The 17,602-nt window shown below is 69.8% G+C and carries 14 protein-coding genes; 7 read left to right on the plus strand and 7 right to left on the minus strand.

All coding sequences use genetic code 11. The features are described from left to right. Nucleotides 1-3 precede the first annotated feature (3 nt). A complete protein-coding gene (locus AB0E94_RS44495) occupies nucleotides 4-1,293 on the minus strand; it encodes an extracellular solute-binding protein (protein WP_360339876.1) in 1,290 nt (429 codons plus the stop codon). 223 nt (nucleotides 1,294-1,516) lie between these two features. Here AB0E94_RS44495 and AB0E94_RS44500 point away from each other — a divergent pair, with 223 nt between their 5' ends. Then, nucleotides 1,517-3,037, plus strand: a complete 1,521-nt coding sequence (locus tag AB0E94_RS44500; protein WP_360339879.1) for a class I SAM-dependent methyltransferase — start codon at nucleotides 1,517-1,519, stop codon at nucleotides 3,035-3,037. Nucleotides 3,038-3,075: 38 nt separating this feature from the next. On the opposite strand, the gene AB0E94_RS44505 is transcribed toward AB0E94_RS44500, so the two are convergent. After that, the gene (locus AB0E94_RS44505) at nucleotides 3,076-3,459 is read right to left on the minus strand and encodes an ankyrin repeat domain-containing protein (RefSeq protein ID WP_360339882.1); all 384 of its coding nucleotides are present in this window, start codon (nucleotides 3,457-3,459) and stop codon (nucleotides 3,076-3,078) included. 105 nt (nucleotides 3,460-3,564) lie between these two features. Here AB0E94_RS44505 and AB0E94_RS44510 point away from each other — a divergent pair, with 105 nt between their 5' ends. Together AB0E94_RS44510 and AB0E94_RS44515 are read left to right on the plus strand one after the other, a co-directional pair. Further along, nucleotides 3,565-3,888, plus strand: a complete 324-nt coding sequence (locus tag AB0E94_RS44510; protein WP_360339885.1) for a YciI family protein — start codon at nucleotides 3,565-3,567, stop codon at nucleotides 3,886-3,888. Beyond that, on the plus strand, nucleotides 3,885-5,114 hold the full coding sequence (locus AB0E94_RS44515; protein ID WP_360339888.1) for a DUF6596 domain-containing protein: 1,230 nt from the start codon (nucleotides 3,885-3,887) through the stop codon (nucleotides 5,112-5,114). The genes AB0E94_RS44510 and AB0E94_RS44515 overlap by 4 nt, the downstream gene beginning before the upstream one ends. Nucleotides 5,115-5,276: 162 nt before the next feature. Here AB0E94_RS44515 and AB0E94_RS44520 read toward each other — a convergent pair whose 3' ends face one another. Next, nucleotides 5,277-7,529, minus strand: coding sequence for an RNA polymerase sigma factor (locus AB0E94_RS44520; RefSeq protein WP_360339891.1), 2,253 nt, complete (start codon nucleotides 7,527-7,529; stop codon nucleotides 5,277-5,279). 193 nt (nucleotides 7,530-7,722) lie between these two features. Here AB0E94_RS44520 and AB0E94_RS44525 point away from each other — a divergent pair, with 193 nt between their 5' ends. Both AB0E94_RS44525 and AB0E94_RS44530 read left to right on the plus strand, forming a co-directional pair. Next, a complete protein-coding gene (locus AB0E94_RS44525; RefSeq protein ID WP_360339894.1) occupies nucleotides 7,723-9,135 on the plus strand; it encodes a hypothetical protein in 1,413 nt (470 codons plus the stop codon). Nucleotides 9,136-9,607: 472 nt separating this feature from the next. Beyond that, nucleotides 9,608-11,764 carry a DUF6055 domain-containing protein gene (locus AB0E94_RS44530; protein ID WP_360339897.1) on the plus strand — a complete coding sequence of 719 codons (2,157 nt, stop codon included), beginning with the start codon at nucleotides 9,608-9,610 and terminating at the stop codon, nucleotides 11,762-11,764. Nucleotides 11,765-11,960: 196 nt separating this feature from the next. On the opposite strand, the gene AB0E94_RS44535 is transcribed toward AB0E94_RS44530, so the two are convergent. After that, a complete protein-coding gene (locus tag AB0E94_RS44535; RefSeq protein WP_360339900.1) occupies nucleotides 11,961-12,869 on the minus strand; it encodes a hypothetical protein in 909 nt (302 codons plus the stop codon). Between the two features lie 156 nt (nucleotides 12,870-13,025). On the opposite strand from AB0E94_RS44535, the gene AB0E94_RS44540 reads away from it, so the two are divergent. Continuing rightward, on the plus strand, nucleotides 13,026-13,238 hold the full coding sequence (locus AB0E94_RS44540; RefSeq protein WP_360339903.1) for a hypothetical protein: 213 nt from the start codon (nucleotides 13,026-13,028) through the stop codon (nucleotides 13,236-13,238). On the opposite strand, the gene AB0E94_RS44545 is transcribed toward AB0E94_RS44540, so the two are convergent. Next, on the minus strand, nucleotides 13,200-14,246 hold the full coding sequence (locus AB0E94_RS44545; protein ID WP_360339906.1) for an FAD-dependent oxidoreductase: 1,047 nt from the start codon (nucleotides 14,244-14,246) through the stop codon (nucleotides 13,200-13,202). The genes AB0E94_RS44540 and AB0E94_RS44545 overlap by 39 nt on opposite strands. A gap of 64 nt (nucleotides 14,247-14,310) precedes the next feature. On the opposite strand from AB0E94_RS44545, the gene AB0E94_RS44550 reads away from it, so the two are divergent. After that, nucleotides 14,311-14,874, plus strand: a complete 564-nt coding sequence (locus tag AB0E94_RS44550; RefSeq protein ID WP_360339909.1) for a TetR family transcriptional regulator — start codon at nucleotides 14,311-14,313, stop codon at nucleotides 14,872-14,874. A 612-nt stretch (nucleotides 14,875-15,486) separates the two neighbouring features. On the opposite strand, the gene AB0E94_RS44555 is transcribed toward AB0E94_RS44550, so the two are convergent. Further along, entirely contained in the window at nucleotides 15,487-16,662 is a 1,176-nt protein-coding gene (locus AB0E94_RS44555; protein WP_360339912.1) for a UDP-N-acetylglucosamine--N-acetylmuramyl-(pentapeptide) pyrophosphoryl-undecaprenol N-acetylglucosamine transferase, read from the minus strand. A gap of 119 nt (nucleotides 16,663-16,781) precedes the next feature. After that, entirely contained in the window at nucleotides 16,782-17,600 is an 819-nt protein-coding gene (locus AB0E94_RS44560; RefSeq protein WP_360339915.1) for an IclR family transcriptional regulator C-terminal domain-containing protein, read from the minus strand. Nucleotides 17,601-17,602 lie beyond the last annotated feature (2 nt).

The following is a 17,602-nucleotide window of genomic DNA, read 5'->3' on the forward strand; positions in this document are numbered from 1 at the left end:
CACTCAGCCCTTCTTGGCCGCGTCGTTGACGGCCTGGATGATCCCGGCGACGTCACCCTTGCCGGCCAGCAGGTTCACCACACCGACGTTCAGGGCGTTGCCGACGTTCTGGCCGTAGATGGTGTCGAGCCACTGGGACACGTACGGCGCCTTGTTGTAGGCGTCCAGAACCGCCTTCAGGTAGTCCTCGGTGACCGCGCTCTGCGCGTCCTTGCTGACCGGCAGCGCGTTGAACGCCTTGTAGTAGCCCTCCTGCACGTCCTTGGTGAGGATGTAGTTGAGGAAGTCGGCGCACTCCTTGGGCGCCTGCGCCGAGCAGGAGTAGCCGTCCGCGCCACCCATGATCGCGGCCGGGTCGCCCTGGCCGCCCGGCACCGCCGGGAACGGGAAGTAGCCCAGGTCGGGCAGCGGCTTGGTGTCCTTGGTCAGGGAGGCGATGACACCCGGGTCCCAGGCGCCCATCAGCTCCATGCTCGCCTTGTAGTTGGCGACCAGGCCGGCCGAGCTGCCCGCGCCCTGCTGCGCCGAGGTGGTCAGGAAGCCCTCGTTGAACGGCTTTGTGTCGGCGAACGCCTTGAGGTCCTCACCGGCCTTGGTCCAGCACGCATCGGTGAAGGTCTTGTCCTTGGCGGCGGCGTCGAGCGCGGCCGGGCTGCACGCGCGCAGGGCGAAGAAGTAGTACCAGTGGGCGGCCGGCCAGGCGTCCTTGGCGCCGAGCGCGATCGGCGTGCCGTTGGCCTTGAGCTTGGTGACCGCCGCGTTCAGCTCCTCGAGGGTGGTCGGCGGGGCGGTGACGCCGGCCTTCGCGAACACGTCCTTCGAATACCAGAGACCCCCGGGCAGGATCGAGACGGGTACGGAGTACGCCTTCCCGTCGACCTGCCCGGTCTTGAGGGCCGCCTCGCCGACCGCCTGCTTGGTCGCGTCGGTGATGTCCGCGGTGATGTCCTTGAGCTGGCCGGCCTCGACCATCGCGGCCATCTTGCCGCCGCCGCGCTGGAGGAAGATGTCCGGCGCGGAGCCCGAGTTCAGCGCGGTCTGGAGCTTGCCGTCGAGGTCCTCGTTCTGCACCTGCTGGATCTTGATCTTGACGGTCGGGTGCGCGGTCTGGAAGTCCGCGACCGTCTTCTCCCAGAACGCCTTGCCCGGGCCGGTCGTGGCGTTGTGCCAGAGCTGCATCTCGACGTTGCCGCCACCGCTGCCGTCGGGCGGGCTGTCGTCGGTGCAGGCGCCCATGCCCAGGGCGCTCAGTGCCACCGCGACGGCCATCGCAAGGGTTTTTCTGGGTGCCACGAAGCCCACCTCATCACTATCGAAAGTTTCGGAGTGTTTCCGGAAGATGTCGCTCAAAATATGGAGCGGCAAACGTGGATGTCAAGACGTGGTGGGTAGCAGAAGTGGCACGCCAGCCATGACGGACAGCTACCGAGAATTATTGGAAGTTACGATCCGTCTTCCGCTTCGCCCGCCGGGAGCCGTGCGGGCCGGTATGCTCCGAGGTCGTCAAAGCCATGGGGTGATCCACATCGACTTCGTGCTGTTTCCCGGCCGCCACCACCTGCTGACCCGGTTCCAGGCCGAATATCTGCACCGGCTCGCCGCCGACAGCGGAGCCACCATCGTGTGGGCGGTGACCTCGGCCAACCACGACAACACCCGGCGCAATCCCGTCCCGTACCACCGGCGAGAGGCCGCCATCGAACGGTTCAGCCTGGTCAGCGGCCTGCGCTCGCTCGTCGTGCCGGTCTTCGACACCGCGCCCACCGACGCGTTCGCCGACGTGACGCTCAAGAGCATCGCGGTGGCCACCGGGATCGAGCTCACCCCGGACGACACCGTGGTCGCCTGCTCCACGCCCGAGGTCGCGAAACTCTACGAGCGGCTGGGCTTCCCGATCGCGCTGGTCGAGGCGGATCCGGAGTTGCGTACCGCGCCGGAACGCCCCTGGGACGTGCTGTTGCGGCTGGCCGCCGGTGACGAAGAGTGGCGCAAACTCGCCCACCCGGCGACCGTCGACGTGTTCGATCGTTACCGGCTGGCCGACACGGTCCGGACCGTCGTCAACGACCCGCTCGTCGGCGACGAGGGCGGGCTGACCGCGACCCGCGACTACCGGACGTACGTGGAGGCCTTCGCCGACGCCGCCGACCGCAAGTGGACCGCGGTTCGCCGGCACGTGCGGCCCGGCCGGATCGTCGACATCGGCTGCGGCGCCGGGGCCGTCCTGGAACTCGCCGACCGTGAGCCGGGCCTGCACGAGAGCGACCTGATCGGCGTCGAGGTGGCCCGCCACCTGTACTCCGAGTGCGTGCACAAGAAGGCCCAGGGCGTCTTCCGCAACGCCAATGTGTACTTCTACCAGCGCAACGTCCTCGGCGGCGCGATCTTCGCGGACCGGTCGGTGGACACCACGCTCACCTTCGCGCTGACCCACGAGATCTGGTCGTACGGCCGGCAGCGCGAATCCCTGCGCCAGTTCGCCGGCCGCATCTTCGACCACACCGCGCCCGGCGGCGTCTGGATCAACAGCGACGTGTGCGGGCCCGACGACCGCCGCCGGACGGTGCTGCTGCGCCTGGCCACCGGCGACGGCGACAACCCCGCCGGCCCGCGGCGTGACCTGGACACTCTCGATTCCGGGCAGATCAAGCGGTACGTGGAAGGCCTCTCCACCCGGGCCCGGCTGGACCAGTTCGCGGCCGACTTCGCGTTCCCGTTCACGTTCGAGGCCGTTGGCGACGACACGGTCCGCCTGGAACTGGGCGCGGCGATGGACTTCCTGACCCGCAAGGACTACGTCGACAACTGGCTGTCCGAGACGAAGGAGCAGTTCTGCGGGCTGTCCTTCGCCGAGTGGTCCGGCCTGCTGGCCGAGGTGGGTTTCGAGCTGGATCCGGCTTCGGCCCCGATCCGCAACGACTGGATCGTCGACAACCGGATCGCCCCGGTCGCCGCCCTGACCGAACTCGACGGCACCCCGGTCGACTGGCCCACCACCCACCTGCTCGTGGTGGCCCGCCGCCCACACAACAGCTAAAGCCGCCCGCACCACAGCTGACGCCGCCCGCACCACAGCTAACGCAGCAGGGCGGCCATCTCCGGCAGGCGGAAGTAGTCGGCCATGGCCAGCGCGGACGGGCCGCTGGCGGCCGGGTCGGCGCCGGCCCGCAGCAGCGCCTGCACGGTGATCGGGTTCTGCCGGAACACCGCCGCCGACAGGGCGGTCTGGCCCCGGTCGTTCACCCGGTTCGGGTCGGCGCCGTGCTCCAGCAGCGCGGCGACCGTCTCCGGGTGGTCGTGGTAGGCGGCCAGGATCAGCAGGGTGTCACCCTTGTCGTTGGTCAGGTTCGGTGGCAGCCCGGCGTTGACGTTGGCGATCAGCTCGGGGCCGTCACCGAAGCGGGCCAGGTCGAACATGCGATGGGCGTACGCGATCGTCTGGTCATCCAACTGGGTCACGGACGCAGGGGTACCCGGGATTCCGGCCGGGAAATCCCGGGGTTGGTGTCGGATCGAGGTCGCGGCGTTCGTAGCAGGGGAAAGCGGGAACCACGGGAGGTCGGCATGCAGTATCTGGTCTCGGTCATCGATGACAAGAGCAACTCTGGTACGGAGAGCGAGATGGCCGCCATCGACGCGTTCAACGAGCAGGCGCAGGCGGACGGGCACTGGGTCTTCGCCGGTGGGCTGGCCCATCCCGCGACCGCCACCGTCATCGACGGCCGCGGCCCGGAGCCGGTCCTCACCGACGGGCCGTTCGTCGAGACGAAGGAGTTCCTCGCCGGGTTCTGGGTGTTCGAAGCGCCCGATCTGGACGTGGCCCTGAAACTCGCGGCCGCCGGATCGAAGGCCTGCAACCGGCGCGTCGAGGTGCGGCCCTTCCTGTGACCAGCGACGTCCACGAGGCGGTCGCCCGCGCCCACCACGCCGAGTGGGCGCGGATCGTCGCCGGCCTGACCAGGCGGTTCGGTGATCTCGACGTGGCCGAGGAGGCGGCCGCCGAGGCGTTCGCGACGGCCGTCGAACGGTGGCCGGCCGATGGCGTGCCGCCCAGCCCGGGCGCCTGGCTGACCACCACCGCGAACCGTAAGGCCATCGATCGGATCCGGCGGGAGCTCAAACGCGACGACAAACAGCGGGAGGCCCGGATGATGTACGACGGCGACCCGCCCGAGCCGCTCGGCGCGATCGACGACGAACGCCTCCGGCTGATCTTCACCTGCTGTCATCCGGCGCTCGCCATGGAGTCGCGGGTCGCGCTGACGCTTCGGATGGTCGGCGGGCTGAGCATGCCGGAGATCGCGCGGGCGTTCCTCGTCCAGGAGGCGGCCATGGGACAGCGGATCACCCGGGCCAAAGCCAAGATCAAAGCGGCGCGCATCCCCTACCGGGTGCCGTCGGCGGACGACCTCCCGGGGCGGGTCTCGGGTGTCCTCGCGGTGCTCTACCTGGTCTTCAACGAGGGATATCTCGCTTCCGGGCCAGACACCGATCCGGTACGGCAGGAGCTGACCACCGAGGCCGTCCGGCTGGCCCGGCTGATCCGTGGTCTGCTTCCGGACGACGGTGAGGTGGCCGGTCTGCTCGCGCTGATGCTGCTCACCGAGGCCCGGCGGACGGCCCGGGTGGCGGCCGGGGAACTCGTCTCGCTGGCTGAGCAGGACCGTGGGGCGTGGGACGCCGGGCTGATCGCCGAAGGGCACCGGCTCGTCCGGGAGCGGCTGGCGTCCGGGGTGGCGCCGGGGCGCTATCAGATTCTGGCCGCGATCAACGCGGTGCACACCTCGGCCCGTGACGTCCGGGACACCGACTGGGGGCAGATCGTCGCCCTCTACGACCACCTGGTCCGGCTGGACCCGTCGCCGATCGTGGCACTGAACCGGGCCGTCGCGGTGGCCGAACTGGACGGGCCCGAGGTGGCGCTGGCCGCCGTCGACCGGCTCGGGGAACGGCTGGACAGGTATCACGCGTTCCACGCCACCCGGGCCGAGCTGCTGCGCCGGATCGGGCTCAGCGCACCGGCCCGCGACGCCTACGACCGCGCCATCGCGCTGGCCGGCAACACCGCGGAGACCGCCTACCTGACCCGCCGCCGCGACCAGCTACAGCCCTGACCGGCCACCGCGGCCGGCTCCCACCGTTACGTCAGCGCCCGCGACACGGCGGTGAGAGGCAGCTTGGGCCGCATCAGCCCGGCGGTCGCGTTTCGGTCGGTAGCAGGCAGCCACCTCGCGGGGCCGCCACGGTGCCTTCGGTAGGTCGTACCAAATGGGGATTTAGCTTGTCATGACGGCTATCGTGATCGTTTTCGTGGTCGGTGAGGCCTTGCCGCGGCTGCGGTAATCCGGGGTCTTGTCGACGAACGGCCAGGCCAGCGTGCCGTCGGCCAGGGGCACGAGATCACCGCCGACCTGGACGTCCAGTTTGCGGGCCTTGCCGGACGGGACGCCCGCCGCGGTCAGGACCTGGCCGTAGGTGCCGGTGTAGCGACCGTCGCAGACGCCGGCGCTGCAACCGCTGACCGCCACCTGATCCCAGACGACGAACGCGTTCGTCCCGAACCGGCCGATCCGGACGTTGACGTGATCGGACGCCGCGGTGCTGGTCAGATAGCGGATCGCGCGCGTCGACGGGTCGGTCGTCAGGGGTGTGGCGGCGGAGTTCTTGTCGCTGAGGGAGGTGACCGCGACGTTGTGGTTCTTCCAGCGGGCGGTCACCAGATACCCGTAGTCGTCGGCCGGGTCGGGGGAGGTCCTGGACCAGCCGCGCGACTGCCAGGCGAGCAGATACCTCCCGTCGGCGAACCGCACCAGGTTGCTGTAACTGCCCCCGTCGCCGCCGAACGGCTCGCCACAGTAACCCGCCACGCATTCCTCATGGTCGAGACGGGCCGCGCCGGGGCGGGGAAAGCCGATGCCGGTGTTGAGGAACAGGCCGTCCTTCCAGTCGTTGGCGCAGACCGACGCGAACGGAAGCTTCTTCTCGGCGGCCAGCGCGATGCCGGTGTTGTGGCTGCAACCCCAGGTCCAGCCGCCGGAGACCGGGCTGCCGCCGGCGTCGCGGTAGGAGAGCCGGTCACCGAAGTGCCCGGACTCGTCACGGACCGCGAAGTACGCCCCGTAGACCGTGCCGTTCCAGGCCAGATCACCGACCAGCATCGGCGTCGACGTGGCGGCGTCGGTCAGCACCGACGACCACGCCTGCTTCCCGCCGCGGTAACGGATCAGATAGGCACCGCTGTCACCGAACGTGTTGCCGTTCGGGTCGGCGCGCCGGGTCAGCAGAGCGAAACCGTCGTCGTGGGCGATCAGGCCGCTCGCCTCCCGGCCCGGCACCACGACGTCGTCACCACTTCGCTTCAGATCCTTGCCGAGTGGGGTGACGTGCACGTTTGCGCCATCGGCGGCCAGCCAGGCGAGCCACGCGGTCCCGTTCGGCGCGACCGCGAACGGTGTCCGGCGGCTGTGCTGCTTGCCGCTGTAACCACCGATCCGGTACGCGAACGGAACCGGCAGAGTGATCGTCGTCGTGGTGATCGCCTTCTTCGCCACGGACGGTGACGGCGACGGGGTGGCGCTCGGCGCGGCCACGGCCGACGGGGGAGCGGCCGCCACGACCGGGGGCGGTGGCTCCGGATCACGATCGATGAACAACAGCAGCGCGGCCACCGCCGTGACGACCACCGAACCGGCCGCCACCAGCTTCCCGACCGGGACGGCGCTCGCCGGCGAGGTGCTGGTCAGCGTGGCGATCCGCGACTTCAGGTCGATCGGGACGGCGATCAGGGCGGCGCCCGCGAGCAGCCGCTCGGTCGGCACGAGCGACCGGCCGGCTCCGCCGCACACGTCGCATTCGCGCAGGTGGCGGGCGATCCGCTTGCGCCACAGGCTGCCCGGCACGTCATCCCAGCCGGCCAGCGCCGCGGTCAGGTCCGGGCAGCGGTCGGGGGCGGCCAGAGCGACCACGATGGTACGGGCCAGGTCGAGCTGTTCCCGCATGCGCTGGATCCGGACCCCGGCGTGCGCCACCGACAGCCCCATCGACTCGGCGACCTCGGCCCTGGTCAGCGCGCCGGCCGCCTCCAGCCACCACAGCGCCAGGGTCTCGCGGTGATCGTCGTCGAGCCAGAGCGTCGCCTCGGCCGTCTGCCGCCGCTGGGTGGACAGGTCGAGCCGCAGCGCCGTCACGCCCGCGAAGTCGGGGTCCGGCTCCTGCGACTCCTCGTCGAAAGGTGTCGTCCGGCTCGCCACCGTGTGCCGGGAACGGTGACGTTCGGTGACCTGGTGCCGGGCGATCGCCATGAGCCACGGCCGGAACCGGTCCGGTTCACGCAGCGCCGGCAGGTCCCGCACGGCGCGCAGCATCGTCTCCTGCACCACGTCGTCGACATCCGCGTGCCGGCCGAGCATCCGGCCGACGAAGTTGTAGACCAGCGGCAGGTGATCGGTGACGAGCGCGTTCAGCGCCTTGCGGTCCCCGGAGCGGGCGGCCACTACGACGTCGGTGGGGATCTGTTCTGTGGTGGTCATGGCGTCAGGGAGGGTACCGCCCGGATACCCCTCCCGGCGGTTTGAGATTCGTCTCCCCGGATTCCTGTTACGAGCCGGGGTGCTGTTCCGCCCGTGCGTTCCAGCCGGAAAACTTTCTCCGGTTTCCTGTTATGCCGGCGCGGGCCGGCCCGCCATACCCGGTGCAAGGACGTTCGGACCTCAGGAGAACACGATGAAACCACTGGCGGGATGGCGGGCAACCAGGACGGTGATCGCGGCGGCGGTGGCCGTCGTCGCCCTGGCCGCGTGCTCGGCGACTTCCACCGAGGAGGCCGTTGACCCGGCGCCCGGGCAGCAGGTCGAGGTGGCGGGGCAGTCGCTGCCGTCGGCCGCGGCGGCCTCCGGTGGCGCGGTCCCGTCCGGCGGGGCTGTCGCGCCGTCGGCTTCCGCGCCCGCCTCCGCCGCTCCGAAAGCCACCGCCGCAGTGGCCGGTGGGTGCGCGCGCAAGGTGTCGGCCGCCCCGGCGGTGAAGGTGACCCAGGTGTCGTTGCCGTCGAAGGTCGCCGGTTACGGCAACGAGGGTGACACCGAGAACCTGCCGATGGCGCTCGCCGCCCGGCCCGACGGCGGGTCGTGGCTGGCCTGGCTCGGCACGAACGGCAAGGTCTACCTGGGCCGGCTGGGCTGCGACGACAAGCTGGTCGGCACCCCCACCAGCTTCACCGGCATCGACCTGCAGGACGTGCAGGCCGACGCCAAGGGCGGGGTCCTGCTCCTGACCCGCAAGGGCAACTGTGGTGGCGGCGCCCTCTGCGGCGGAGCCTCCAGCCCGTGCAACACGATGCACATGGTCCGATTCGACAACAACGGCAAGCTGGTGTGGGAACGGCAGGTCACCAACCTGACCGGCGGGAAGACCGGCTACGACGACGGGGCCCGGTTCATCTGGTGGTACCAGCACCACGGGCGGCTCGCGACCAACGGCTCGGACTGGGCCGCCTACTTCGGTGTCGCGATCACGGTGAAGAACGGCAACTGCGTCGACATCCACGAGGGCGACCGGATGCAGGTCGTCAACGCGAGCGGGAACCTGGTCTCCGGGCACAAGGACGCGTTCGAGGTCGGTTGCAGTCACGCGTGGACGTCACGGATCGTGTGGGATCCGCGGACCAAGCGCTTCGTCACGGTCTGCGCCACCGACAACTCGTGCCGGATCGCGCAGCCGAACCCGTACCGCACGGTCGCGGCCGGGACCTGTGACGGCACGCTGTTCGGTGGTGATCTGGTGCTGGCCAAGACCAAGGGGTACTGGACGGCCTGGAGCCAGGGCGGCAAGGTGCGGCTGGAGAAGTTCACCACCGGGAAGTCGACGTCGACGATCAGCACCGGCGCCGGGTCGCAGCACCCGCACCTGGTGTCCTACGGCTCCGGGCGGATGCTGCTGTCCTGGCAGTCGGGGTCGGGCATCGCGGCGCAGGTGTACGACGCGGGCACCGGCAAGGCGGTCGGCAGCCGGTTGAGCATCGCGGTCAAGGACCACTCGTACCAGGCGTTCAAGGCGTACGCCGACGGCAGTGTGGCCTACCCGGCGGCGGGGGCGTCGACGTCGTCGATCAAGATCGCCCGCGTTCTGCCGCAGGCCTGACCGCGGCCCTTCCGGCGCGGACTACCGTCCTGGGCGACGGCCAGCCGGTCCGGCCGTCGTTCACGGTGGTCTTGCGGTGCGGATTGCCACCGTGAGCGACGGCTGGCCGGTCCGGCCGTCGCTCACGGTGGTCTCGCGGTGCGGATTGCCGTCCTGAACGACGGCCAGCCGGTCCGGCCGTGGTTCACGGTGGTTTTGGGGTGCGGATGACCGTTGTGGGCGACGGCTGGGCTGTTCATATTTAAAGTTGTCGAAACCTTGCCGAAAACGTTTTCGTAGTTCAAGGTGACCTGTCATAGACCGCGGGCTATCGGATGAAAGATCACTGATAGCCCGTACATCCCCAAGGTCTGGTCTTCGACAGCAGGAGGGCATTCCCCCAATGCGGCTTCTCCGTGCTTTTCCCCGTCCCCATCCCCGTCCCCATCCCCGTCCTCATCCCCGGACGCGGTTCATCGTCGCGCTGTCGGCGGTGCTGCTCGTCCTCGGTTCCGTGATCCCGCAGCTCATGCCACAGGCGTCGGCGGCGGCCAAGACCCTGTACATCCCGTCACGCTGGGTGCAGACCGGTGAGGTTCCCTGGTCGTCGAGCCGTAGCCGGGAGTCGGCGAACTTCGTCCTGCTGTGGGGCGAGAAGTCGGGCACCAACCCGGTGTCGGCGCCGTCGCCGTACAACTTCGACCCGAACAGCATCATCACCCAGCTCGAGAATCTGTACACGTTCTACGTCAGCACGATGAAGTTCACCCCGGAGACGGGCAAGCTCGCCCAGTACAAGATCATCGTGATCGTCACGAACACCTGGAACCGCACCGAACTCAACGCCTGGGCGACCGGCGGCTCGGTCGACGGGCAGGTCGGCATCATCAACATCGACCCCCGCGCGGCACAGCCCGGATCGTGGGGACTCGCCCACGAGCTGGGGCACGTGTTCCAGGCCTACACCACGATGAACCGGCCGGGCGCCGGGTTCATCGACGCGACCGCCGGCACGTTCTGGGAGACCAGTGCAGAGTTCATGGCCATGCAGGCCCTGCCGACGACGGCGGCCGGTGACCTGACCAGGTGGTTGCGTTCGGAGAACCTGTACTACAGCTCCAGCCGGCACCACTACGGCAACTGGATGCTGGCGCAGTACATCAAGGACCGCGACGGGCTCGCCATGTTCAACCGGATCTGGAACGAGTCGGCCGGCAACGAGCATCCACTCGAAACCTATCGGCGGATCTCCGGCATCACGCAGGCCGAGCTCAATCGACGTGTCGGCGAGTACGCCACCCGGACCGTCACGTACGACTTCGGCAACCGGTCAACATTGATGCCGTTCATCAACAGCGTGTACGGCGCCGGGTTCCTCAATGCTTACAACGGCGGCAATGTTGATCCAGTCAACTCAAGTCAAGGCCACTATCGAATCAACACGAGGGTGGCGCCGTCCGACTACGGGTTCAACAAGATCAAGCTGGTGCCGTCCAGTGATGGTGCGCTGGTCAAGCTGCGGTTGAAGGGACATGCTGAGACCGGGGCCACCGGGTGGACGTTCGGGCTGGTCGCGGTGCGCAACGGCACTCCGCGGTACTCGTCGCTGTTCACCGGCACGGATGGGCAGATCGACTTCCAGCTCCAGTCCGGTGAGAGTGAGGTGTGGCTGGTCGTCACCGGTACGCCGAGCGCGGTCCCGCACTACGGGTTCCTTGACGGCTACACCAAGGCGCGGCGGTTCCCCTACGAGTTCCGGGTCTCCGGCGCCACGCCGTCCGGGTTCGAGCCGGGCTACGTCAAGCCGGCCGCCACCAACGGCGGACGCTGGCACTCCAACGGCGGCGGCTGGGTGGCCGGCAACGCGAGCGTCGCGTCGACCGCCTACGTCGGGCCGAAGGCCGCCGTCATGGGCGGAACCGTCACCGGCAACGCCCGGATCGAAGGCCTGGGCTGGGTCAACGGCGGCACCGTCGGCGGCAACGCGGTCGTCAAGGACAACGCGCTCATCCAGAGCGGCGCGAACCTGTCCGGCAACGTCGTGGTCGGTGGTGACGCGGAGATCGCGATCTCCTGCTCGTCCGGCACCTACCTGATGTTCAGCACGACCCGGGGCTGCGACGGCGGCGGCGGGGAGGCCGACATCAATCCGGCGCACGGCACGTTCAGCACCGACGAACTCGCCATCGGCGGTGGCACCACGACACCGCCCGCCGACAGCAACCTCGCCCGCAGCGCGACCGCGTCGGCCTCCTACACGTCGTCGTGGGAGAGCATCGCCGCGATCAACGACGGACTCGAACCGCCGTCGTCAAACGACACCACCAATCCACGGTGGGGCACCTGGCCCGAGAGCGGCGAGCAATGGGCGGCGCTGACCTGGTCGAACACGACGCGGGTGGGACGCGTCCAGGTTTACCTCTTCGACGACAACGGAGGGGTACGCCTACCCGCCTCGTGGCGGCTCCAGTACCGGTCGGGGGCCTCCACCTGGGTCGACGTCGCCGGGGCCGGCGGGTATCCGGCGACGGCGAACACCTACAACACGGTGACGTTCACACCTGTCGACACGAGCGCGCTGCGGGTCGTACTCCAATCGAACGGAACCAGTTCCGTCGGTCTCCTGGAGGTGAAGGCCTTCGCCTCGTGAAGGGGCCAGCGGGTTCCGGGCCGCGGCCCGGAACCCGCTGAGGGTCCAGACCGCAGCCCTTCGGAAGGTCCGCGGTGCGGAACGGACGCGGCGCGTAAGGCCGAGGTGTGGAAGGACGCGGCGCGCAAGGCCGCGGTGTGGAACGGACGCGGCGCGCAAGGCCGAGGTGTGGAAGGCCGTGGTTCGGTGCGGCAGGTCAGGAAAGCGCGTCGGCCAGAGCCAGATAGGTCGGCGCCAGCTGCCGCAACGTCGCCGCAGCGGCCTTGTCGTCCCCGCTGACCAGGTCGAACTGAAGGCTTCCGACCAGCCGCGCCTGCCCGGTCGCGATCGCCGCCGCCCGGCCGAGACCGATCCCGGCCAGCGCGGCAGCCGCGTCGGCCAGGCGGCGCGCGCCGACCCGCACGGCGAAGTGGATCAGATGATCACGCGCGGCCGGTTCGAGCCCGGCGTCGACCCGCCCGGCCAGCCGGAGCAGACCGTCCGCGCCACCCCGGGTCCCGGCCGGAACCGGCAGGTCACGGCCGCGCAACCAGGCCACGGCGCCGGGCAGAGCCGCGCGCAGCGCCTCTTCCGGACTCACCACACAAACCCGATCAAAACCACTGCGCATCGTGTACGGACGACCGCGGTACCCGATCGTGTCGGCCCGCCAGGCGGCCAGAAAATCCGGGACGGGCAGAGTCGCGTAGGGAAAGCCGTGCGGATCATGGAACCGGACCAGGTCGCCGTCCACTTCGAGCACGACCACGAAGTGATCCGACCGGATCGGCCCGGTCATCCCCGGGATGTGACGCAGCAGCCCGAACTCGACCGGCCCGACGAACACCGGCCCACCCGCGCCCCGAAGAGCGGCGAGCGCCGCCTCCTCGTCGTCCGCCCCGTCCCGCCGGCAGGTCCAGCCCAGCAGCCGGACCGCCTCGTCGAGCCCTTGATCGGGATCCCACCCGTACGGATCGAAGAGCGGAAGCCGCCCGCCGAGCAGCTCGAACCCGAACGGCGACCCGGTGAGCACCTCGACGATCGACGGCGGCGGAGCGTGTTCCCCGAGAACCATGACCAGCGAGTTGGCGTAACAGTAGGGACCGGATCCGGTGTATGGAGGCATGCCACCCACCCAACCCCCTGACACGGTGGGAGAGTCAACGCCGCCGGCGGCGTTTGAACAGGGCGGCCGGGGTGGGCGGTGCGGACCGGAATCCGACATGCGGCCGGGCGGTGTCGTCGGACAGGTGCGGGCGTTTGTGACGGTATGGAACGAGACTTGGCGCGTAAGCCGGTGGCCGCCGCCGGTTTCGTGATCACGGGGTGTGTGGTGGCCGCCCTCGTCGCGGGACTGTGGGTGGCGCTCAGCGCGGTGGGCCGGGACGCCCTGATGATCGGGATAGTGGCGGCGCTGTCCGGCGGGATCCTGGTCGGGGTGTGGCGGCGGCGCCGGTCAGGCCGGTGGCCCGGCGAGCATGCTCGCCCGCAGTAGTCCGTCGCGGATCGGCAGCGCGTGCCGGACCCGGGTCAGCCGGCCCGCGGCCGCGGCCATCCGGGACAACCGCCGGGTCGCCGGGCGCCGGCGACTGTCGTAGGCGGCCAGCCCGCCGGCGACGGTGGACGCGGCACGCAGGCACTCCGCCAGGGTGACCGCGTCGATCAGCGCCTCACACGCGCCGCGGCCCAGGTCGGGCGTCATCGCGTGGGCGGCGTCGCCGATCAGGACGGCGTTTCCGCTGACATGGGTCGGCAGGGCCGGGGCGACGTACACGTCGTGGCGCAGGATGCCACCCTCGGTGACCGCGTCGAGGACCTGGCTGACCGGCGCCGCCCAGCCGTCGAACATCCGCCGCAACGTGGCCGCCTCGGCGCCGGGATGGAAGTCGCCCTCCGGCGCCCCGGCGGCCGCGAACCAGTTGGTCCGGCCGCCCTCCTGCGGGGTCACGCCGAACTTGACGCCCCGGCCCCACACCTCGACGAACGTGCTCGTCGCCATCCCGTCGATCGTGCCGCGCCATGCCGTGCCGCCTGAGTAGCGGGCCTGATATCCGGAACCGAACAACTGCTCACGGGTGCGGCTGAACACGCCGTCGGCCACCACGACCAGGTCGGCGTCGAGGCCGTCGATCCGGTCGACCGGGTCGGAGAAACGGAGGTCGGCCGTGGCGGTGGCGGTCCGGTGCAGGATCCTGAGCAGGGCGGGCCGGGAGATCAGGTGGATCGGATCGGCCGTTGGGGTACGGATGGTGACGATCCGTGACCCGTCGGGGCGGCGCACCTCACCCGACTGTTGTGGGGCGCCGGTTTCGCGTACCAAATGGCCGGTTTTGATCTCATCAAGCGCCCGCAAAGCCGCAGGCCACATGCCCAGCGCTGTGCCGGTGGCCGGCAGGGCCGCGTCGCGTTCGTGAACGGTGACCCGCCATCCGTCGTTACCGAGAGCGATGGCGGTGGCCAGTCCGCCGATGCCGCCGCCGATGATCGCCGCGTGTCGTCGCATGCTCTCACCGTACAACAGATGTTGTAATTCGACTACGGATGTTGTGAACGGGTAGGGTGATCGGGTGCCCTCCCGTCAGGAAGAACTGCTCGACGCGGCCATCGGCGTTCTCGGCAGCCAGGGGGTGCGGGCGCTGACTCACCGCGCGGTCGACGCCGCCGCGGGGATGCCGCTCGGGTCGGCCGCCAACTATTTCAAGACGAAGGATGCGCTGATCAGCGCGGTCGTCGAACGTTTCGCCGAACGCGACCGGGTCGCCTGGCAGGCGATCGCCGGATTCGTCCAGCCGTCCGATCCGGGCGAGCTGGCGGCCGCGCTTACCGCCTACGTGCTGCGGGCGCTCGGTCCGGAGCGTCCGGTCACCGTCGCGCGTTACGGCCTGTTCGTCGAGGCGGCACTTCGGCCCGCCCTTCAGGGGCATCTCGCGGACTCCGCGGCTGAGCTGCGCCGATGGGCGACGCAATGGTTGCGGGCGATAGGTTCAACCAATCCGACCGCCGACTGTACGGCCATAATGGACTACTTGGACGGCCTGATCCTGCACGAGTTGGCGTTCCCAGGCCCGCCGGAGGAGTTGCCCGCAGCCATCGACCGAACCGTCCGAACCCTCTGCACCGCCGGCGGTTAGCCGCCCCGCGAACCCATTCGGCAAGAATCGCAGCGCCGTCTATTCAGATTTGTCCGCTTTCCGCCGCACAGGCCTTTCTCTGGTTTGTGTGCCGCGCTTTGGGGCGTGTGCCGGTACCTGGATCATGTGACGCCCCCTGGATTACTTGACGTCCCCCTGGATTGTGTATCGGTCCCTGGATTGTGTTCCTTTCTGCGGATCTAATGCGGTTCTCCGGATTGGGTCATTCTCCGAACTTGAGTGGCTCTCCAGATTGGGGGCGGTTCCGGATCGCGTGGCGTTCTCCGAGCTTGCATCGCTGGCTGTGGTGCGCCGCTCGGTGGTCCTCGCGCTGCTTCCGGATCTTGCACGAATGTGCGCCCTCCGGCCGATCTTGCAGCATTTACCGTGCCCTGGAATGAAACAAGATGCAAGATCGGCTCCGCAAAATAGATCTTGCACGAAATTGCGTCCCCGCGCCTGAAAAACCGTGCAAGATCGCGGAAAGCATGGAGAAGCGTGCAAGATCGCGGAAAGCATGGAGAAGCGTGCAAGATCGCGGGGCGTGGAAAATCGCGCAAGATCGCGGAGCGGGAGAAGCGTGTTGTTGTTGGTGGGGGTCGGGGTGGGTGGTCAGGCGGTGCCGGAGGCTGCGGCGGTCAGGATCTCGGTTACGACCTGGTCGGCGGCGGCCGGCTTGCCGTGGGTGGCGGCGTTGCGGGCCAGCGTCTCGCGTCGCTGCGGGTCGGCCAGCAGCAGGCCGAGGGTGTCGCGCAGGTGTGACGGGGTGGCCTCGGCCCCGTCCAGCATGACCGCCGCGCCCTGCTGGGACAGGTGCCGGGCGGTGATCCGCTGCTCGTCGCCGGCCGCATGCGGGTAGGGGACCAGGACGCACGCCTTGCCGAGGGCGGTCAGCTCGGCGACGGTGCCGGCGCCGGACCGGGCAACCACGACCGCGGCCGCCGCCAGCAGGTCGGGCAGTTCGTCGTGGATGAAGTCGAGAACGTGGTAGCGGTGCGCCAGGTGCGGGGGCAGACCGGCGGCGACCTGCTGCATCTCGGCGAGGCTCAGACTGCCGCACTGGTGCACGATCTGGCAGTGCTGGAGCAGGTCGGGCAGCGCGCCGGAGAGCATCCGGTTGATCTGCTGGGCGCCGGCCGCGCCACCGGTGACCAGCACGAGCGGCACGGCCGGGTCGAGCCCGAACGCCGCCAGGCCCTTCGCTGCGTCGCCGGTCAGGACGGCGGGCCGGATCGGGTTGCCGGTGACGACGGCGCGGCTGCGGGCCTTGGCCGGCAGGTGCTCCAGGGACGCCTCGTGGCTGAGCAGGATGCGGGTGGCGACCCGGGCCAGGATGCGGTTGGCCAGGCCCAGGCTGAGGGTCTGCTCGTGCATCAGGTACGGCACCCGGAACAGCGCGGCGGCCAGCCCGATCGGCACCGACACGAAACCGCCGGTGCTCAGCACGACCGCCGGGCGGGTGCGGGCGACGGTGAACGCGGCCTGCAGGATGCCCAGCGGGATCCGGAACGCGTCGACGAAGTTGCGGCCCAGGTCGCGGGGGCTGACCGAGCGCCGGAGTTTGCCGGTGGTGACCGCCTTGAACGGGATCTGGTTGCGGACCGCGATCTTCGCCTCGAGGCCCTCGGCCACGCCGACCCACAGCAGCTCGGGGGCGGCGCCGGTCTCGGCGAGCCGGGCTTGGAGGGCGTTGACCGTGGTCAGAGCGGGGTAGGTGTGGCCGCCGGTGCCGCCACCGGTGACGATCATGCGCAGTCCGCGCAGACGTTGGGTGCCGTAGACGGACATGTGAAACCACTCCGAGCGTGCCGAGCCGATGGGACGCCGCAGTCTACGCCGTCACCGACGGCGGCCGACAAAAGTCACCGACGGCGGCCGACAAAGGTCACCGGCGGCGGCCGGCAAAGTCAGCGGCGGCCGCCGGCAAAGGTCACCGACGGGATGGCGGCGGTCAGCGCCCAGTCGTGCCCGATGTCGGCCGCCGTGCGCAGCAGTTTCGGCAGGTGGTCGTCGAGCAGCGTGTCCACCGACGTCTCGGCTGCGTGCACCGTCACATTCACGGCGGCGATCACGTTGCCGTCGCCGTCGCGCACCCCGGTGGCCACCGAGCGGATGCCCGGCGCGAGGTCCTGGTCGGCGAGCGCCCACCCTTTCGCCCGGACCTCCCGGAGCGCCGCCTCCAGCTCGGCCGGGTCGGGCTGCCAGCGGGCGGCGATCCCGGACCGGGAGGCCTCGGCGAGGACGCCGGCCACGGCCGCCGGCGGCAGGGCCGCCAGCAGGACCTTGCCCATCGAGGTGGCGGCGGCGGGGAAACGGGTGCCGATGTTGACCGCCAGAGTCACGATCTTCGGTACGGCCACCCGCGCCACATAGACGATGTCGGACCCGTCGAGCTGGGCCATCGACGTCGACTCGTTGGTCTGCGCGACCAGTTTCTCCATGTGTGGCCGGGCCACGTCCCACATGCTCAGTGAGTTGACGTACGCCATCCCGAGGTCGAGCACGCGCGGGGTCAGGGCGTAGCCACGGCCGGCGCCTCGCACGTACCCCAGGGTCTCGAGGGTTATCAGGATTCTCCGGACCGTCGGGCGGGCCAGTCCGGTCACCCCGGCGATCTCGCTGAGCGTCATCGACGGGGTGCCGGGCCGGAAGGTGCGCAGGACGTCGAGGCCGCGGGCGAGCGCCTCGATGAAGTCGGGACCCGTGCCCCTTCCGGTGTCAGTCATTC

It is taken from the genome of Actinoplanes sp. NPDC026670 (assembly GCF_040638175.1).
Classification (GTDB): domain Bacteria; phylum Actinomycetota; class Actinomycetes; order Mycobacteriales; family Micromonosporaceae; genus Actinoplanes.

What these genes read in the sequence shown, in the direction of transcription:
- AB0E94_RS44510 (WP_360339885.1), top strand. Translation starts at nt 3,565, where the DNA reads ATGCAGTATCTGGTCTCGGTCATCGATGACAAGAGCAACTCTGGTACG.
- AB0E94_RS44520 (WP_360339891.1), bottom strand. Translation starts at nt 7,529, where the DNA reads ATGACCACCACAGAACAGATCCCCACCGACGTCGTAGTGGCCGCCCGC.
- AB0E94_RS44525 (WP_360339894.1), top strand. Translation starts at nt 7,723, where the DNA reads ATGAAACCACTGGCGGGATGGCGGGCAACCAGGACGGTGATCGCGGCG.
- AB0E94_RS44535 (WP_360339900.1), bottom strand. Translation starts at nt 12,869, where the DNA reads ATGCCTCCATACACCGGATCCGGTCCCTACTGTTACGCCAACTCGCTG.
- AB0E94_RS44545 (WP_360339906.1), bottom strand. Translation starts at nt 14,246, where the DNA reads ATGCGACGACACGCGGCGATCATCGGCGGCGGCATCGGCGGACTGGCC.
- AB0E94_RS44555 (WP_360339912.1), bottom strand. Translation starts at nt 16,662, where the DNA reads ATGTCCGTCTACGGCACCCAACGTCTGCGCGGACTGCGCATGATCGTC.
- AB0E94_RS44560 (WP_360339915.1), bottom strand. Translation starts at nt 17,600, where the DNA reads ATGACTGACACCGGAAGGGGCACGGGTCCCGACTTCATCGAGGCGCTC.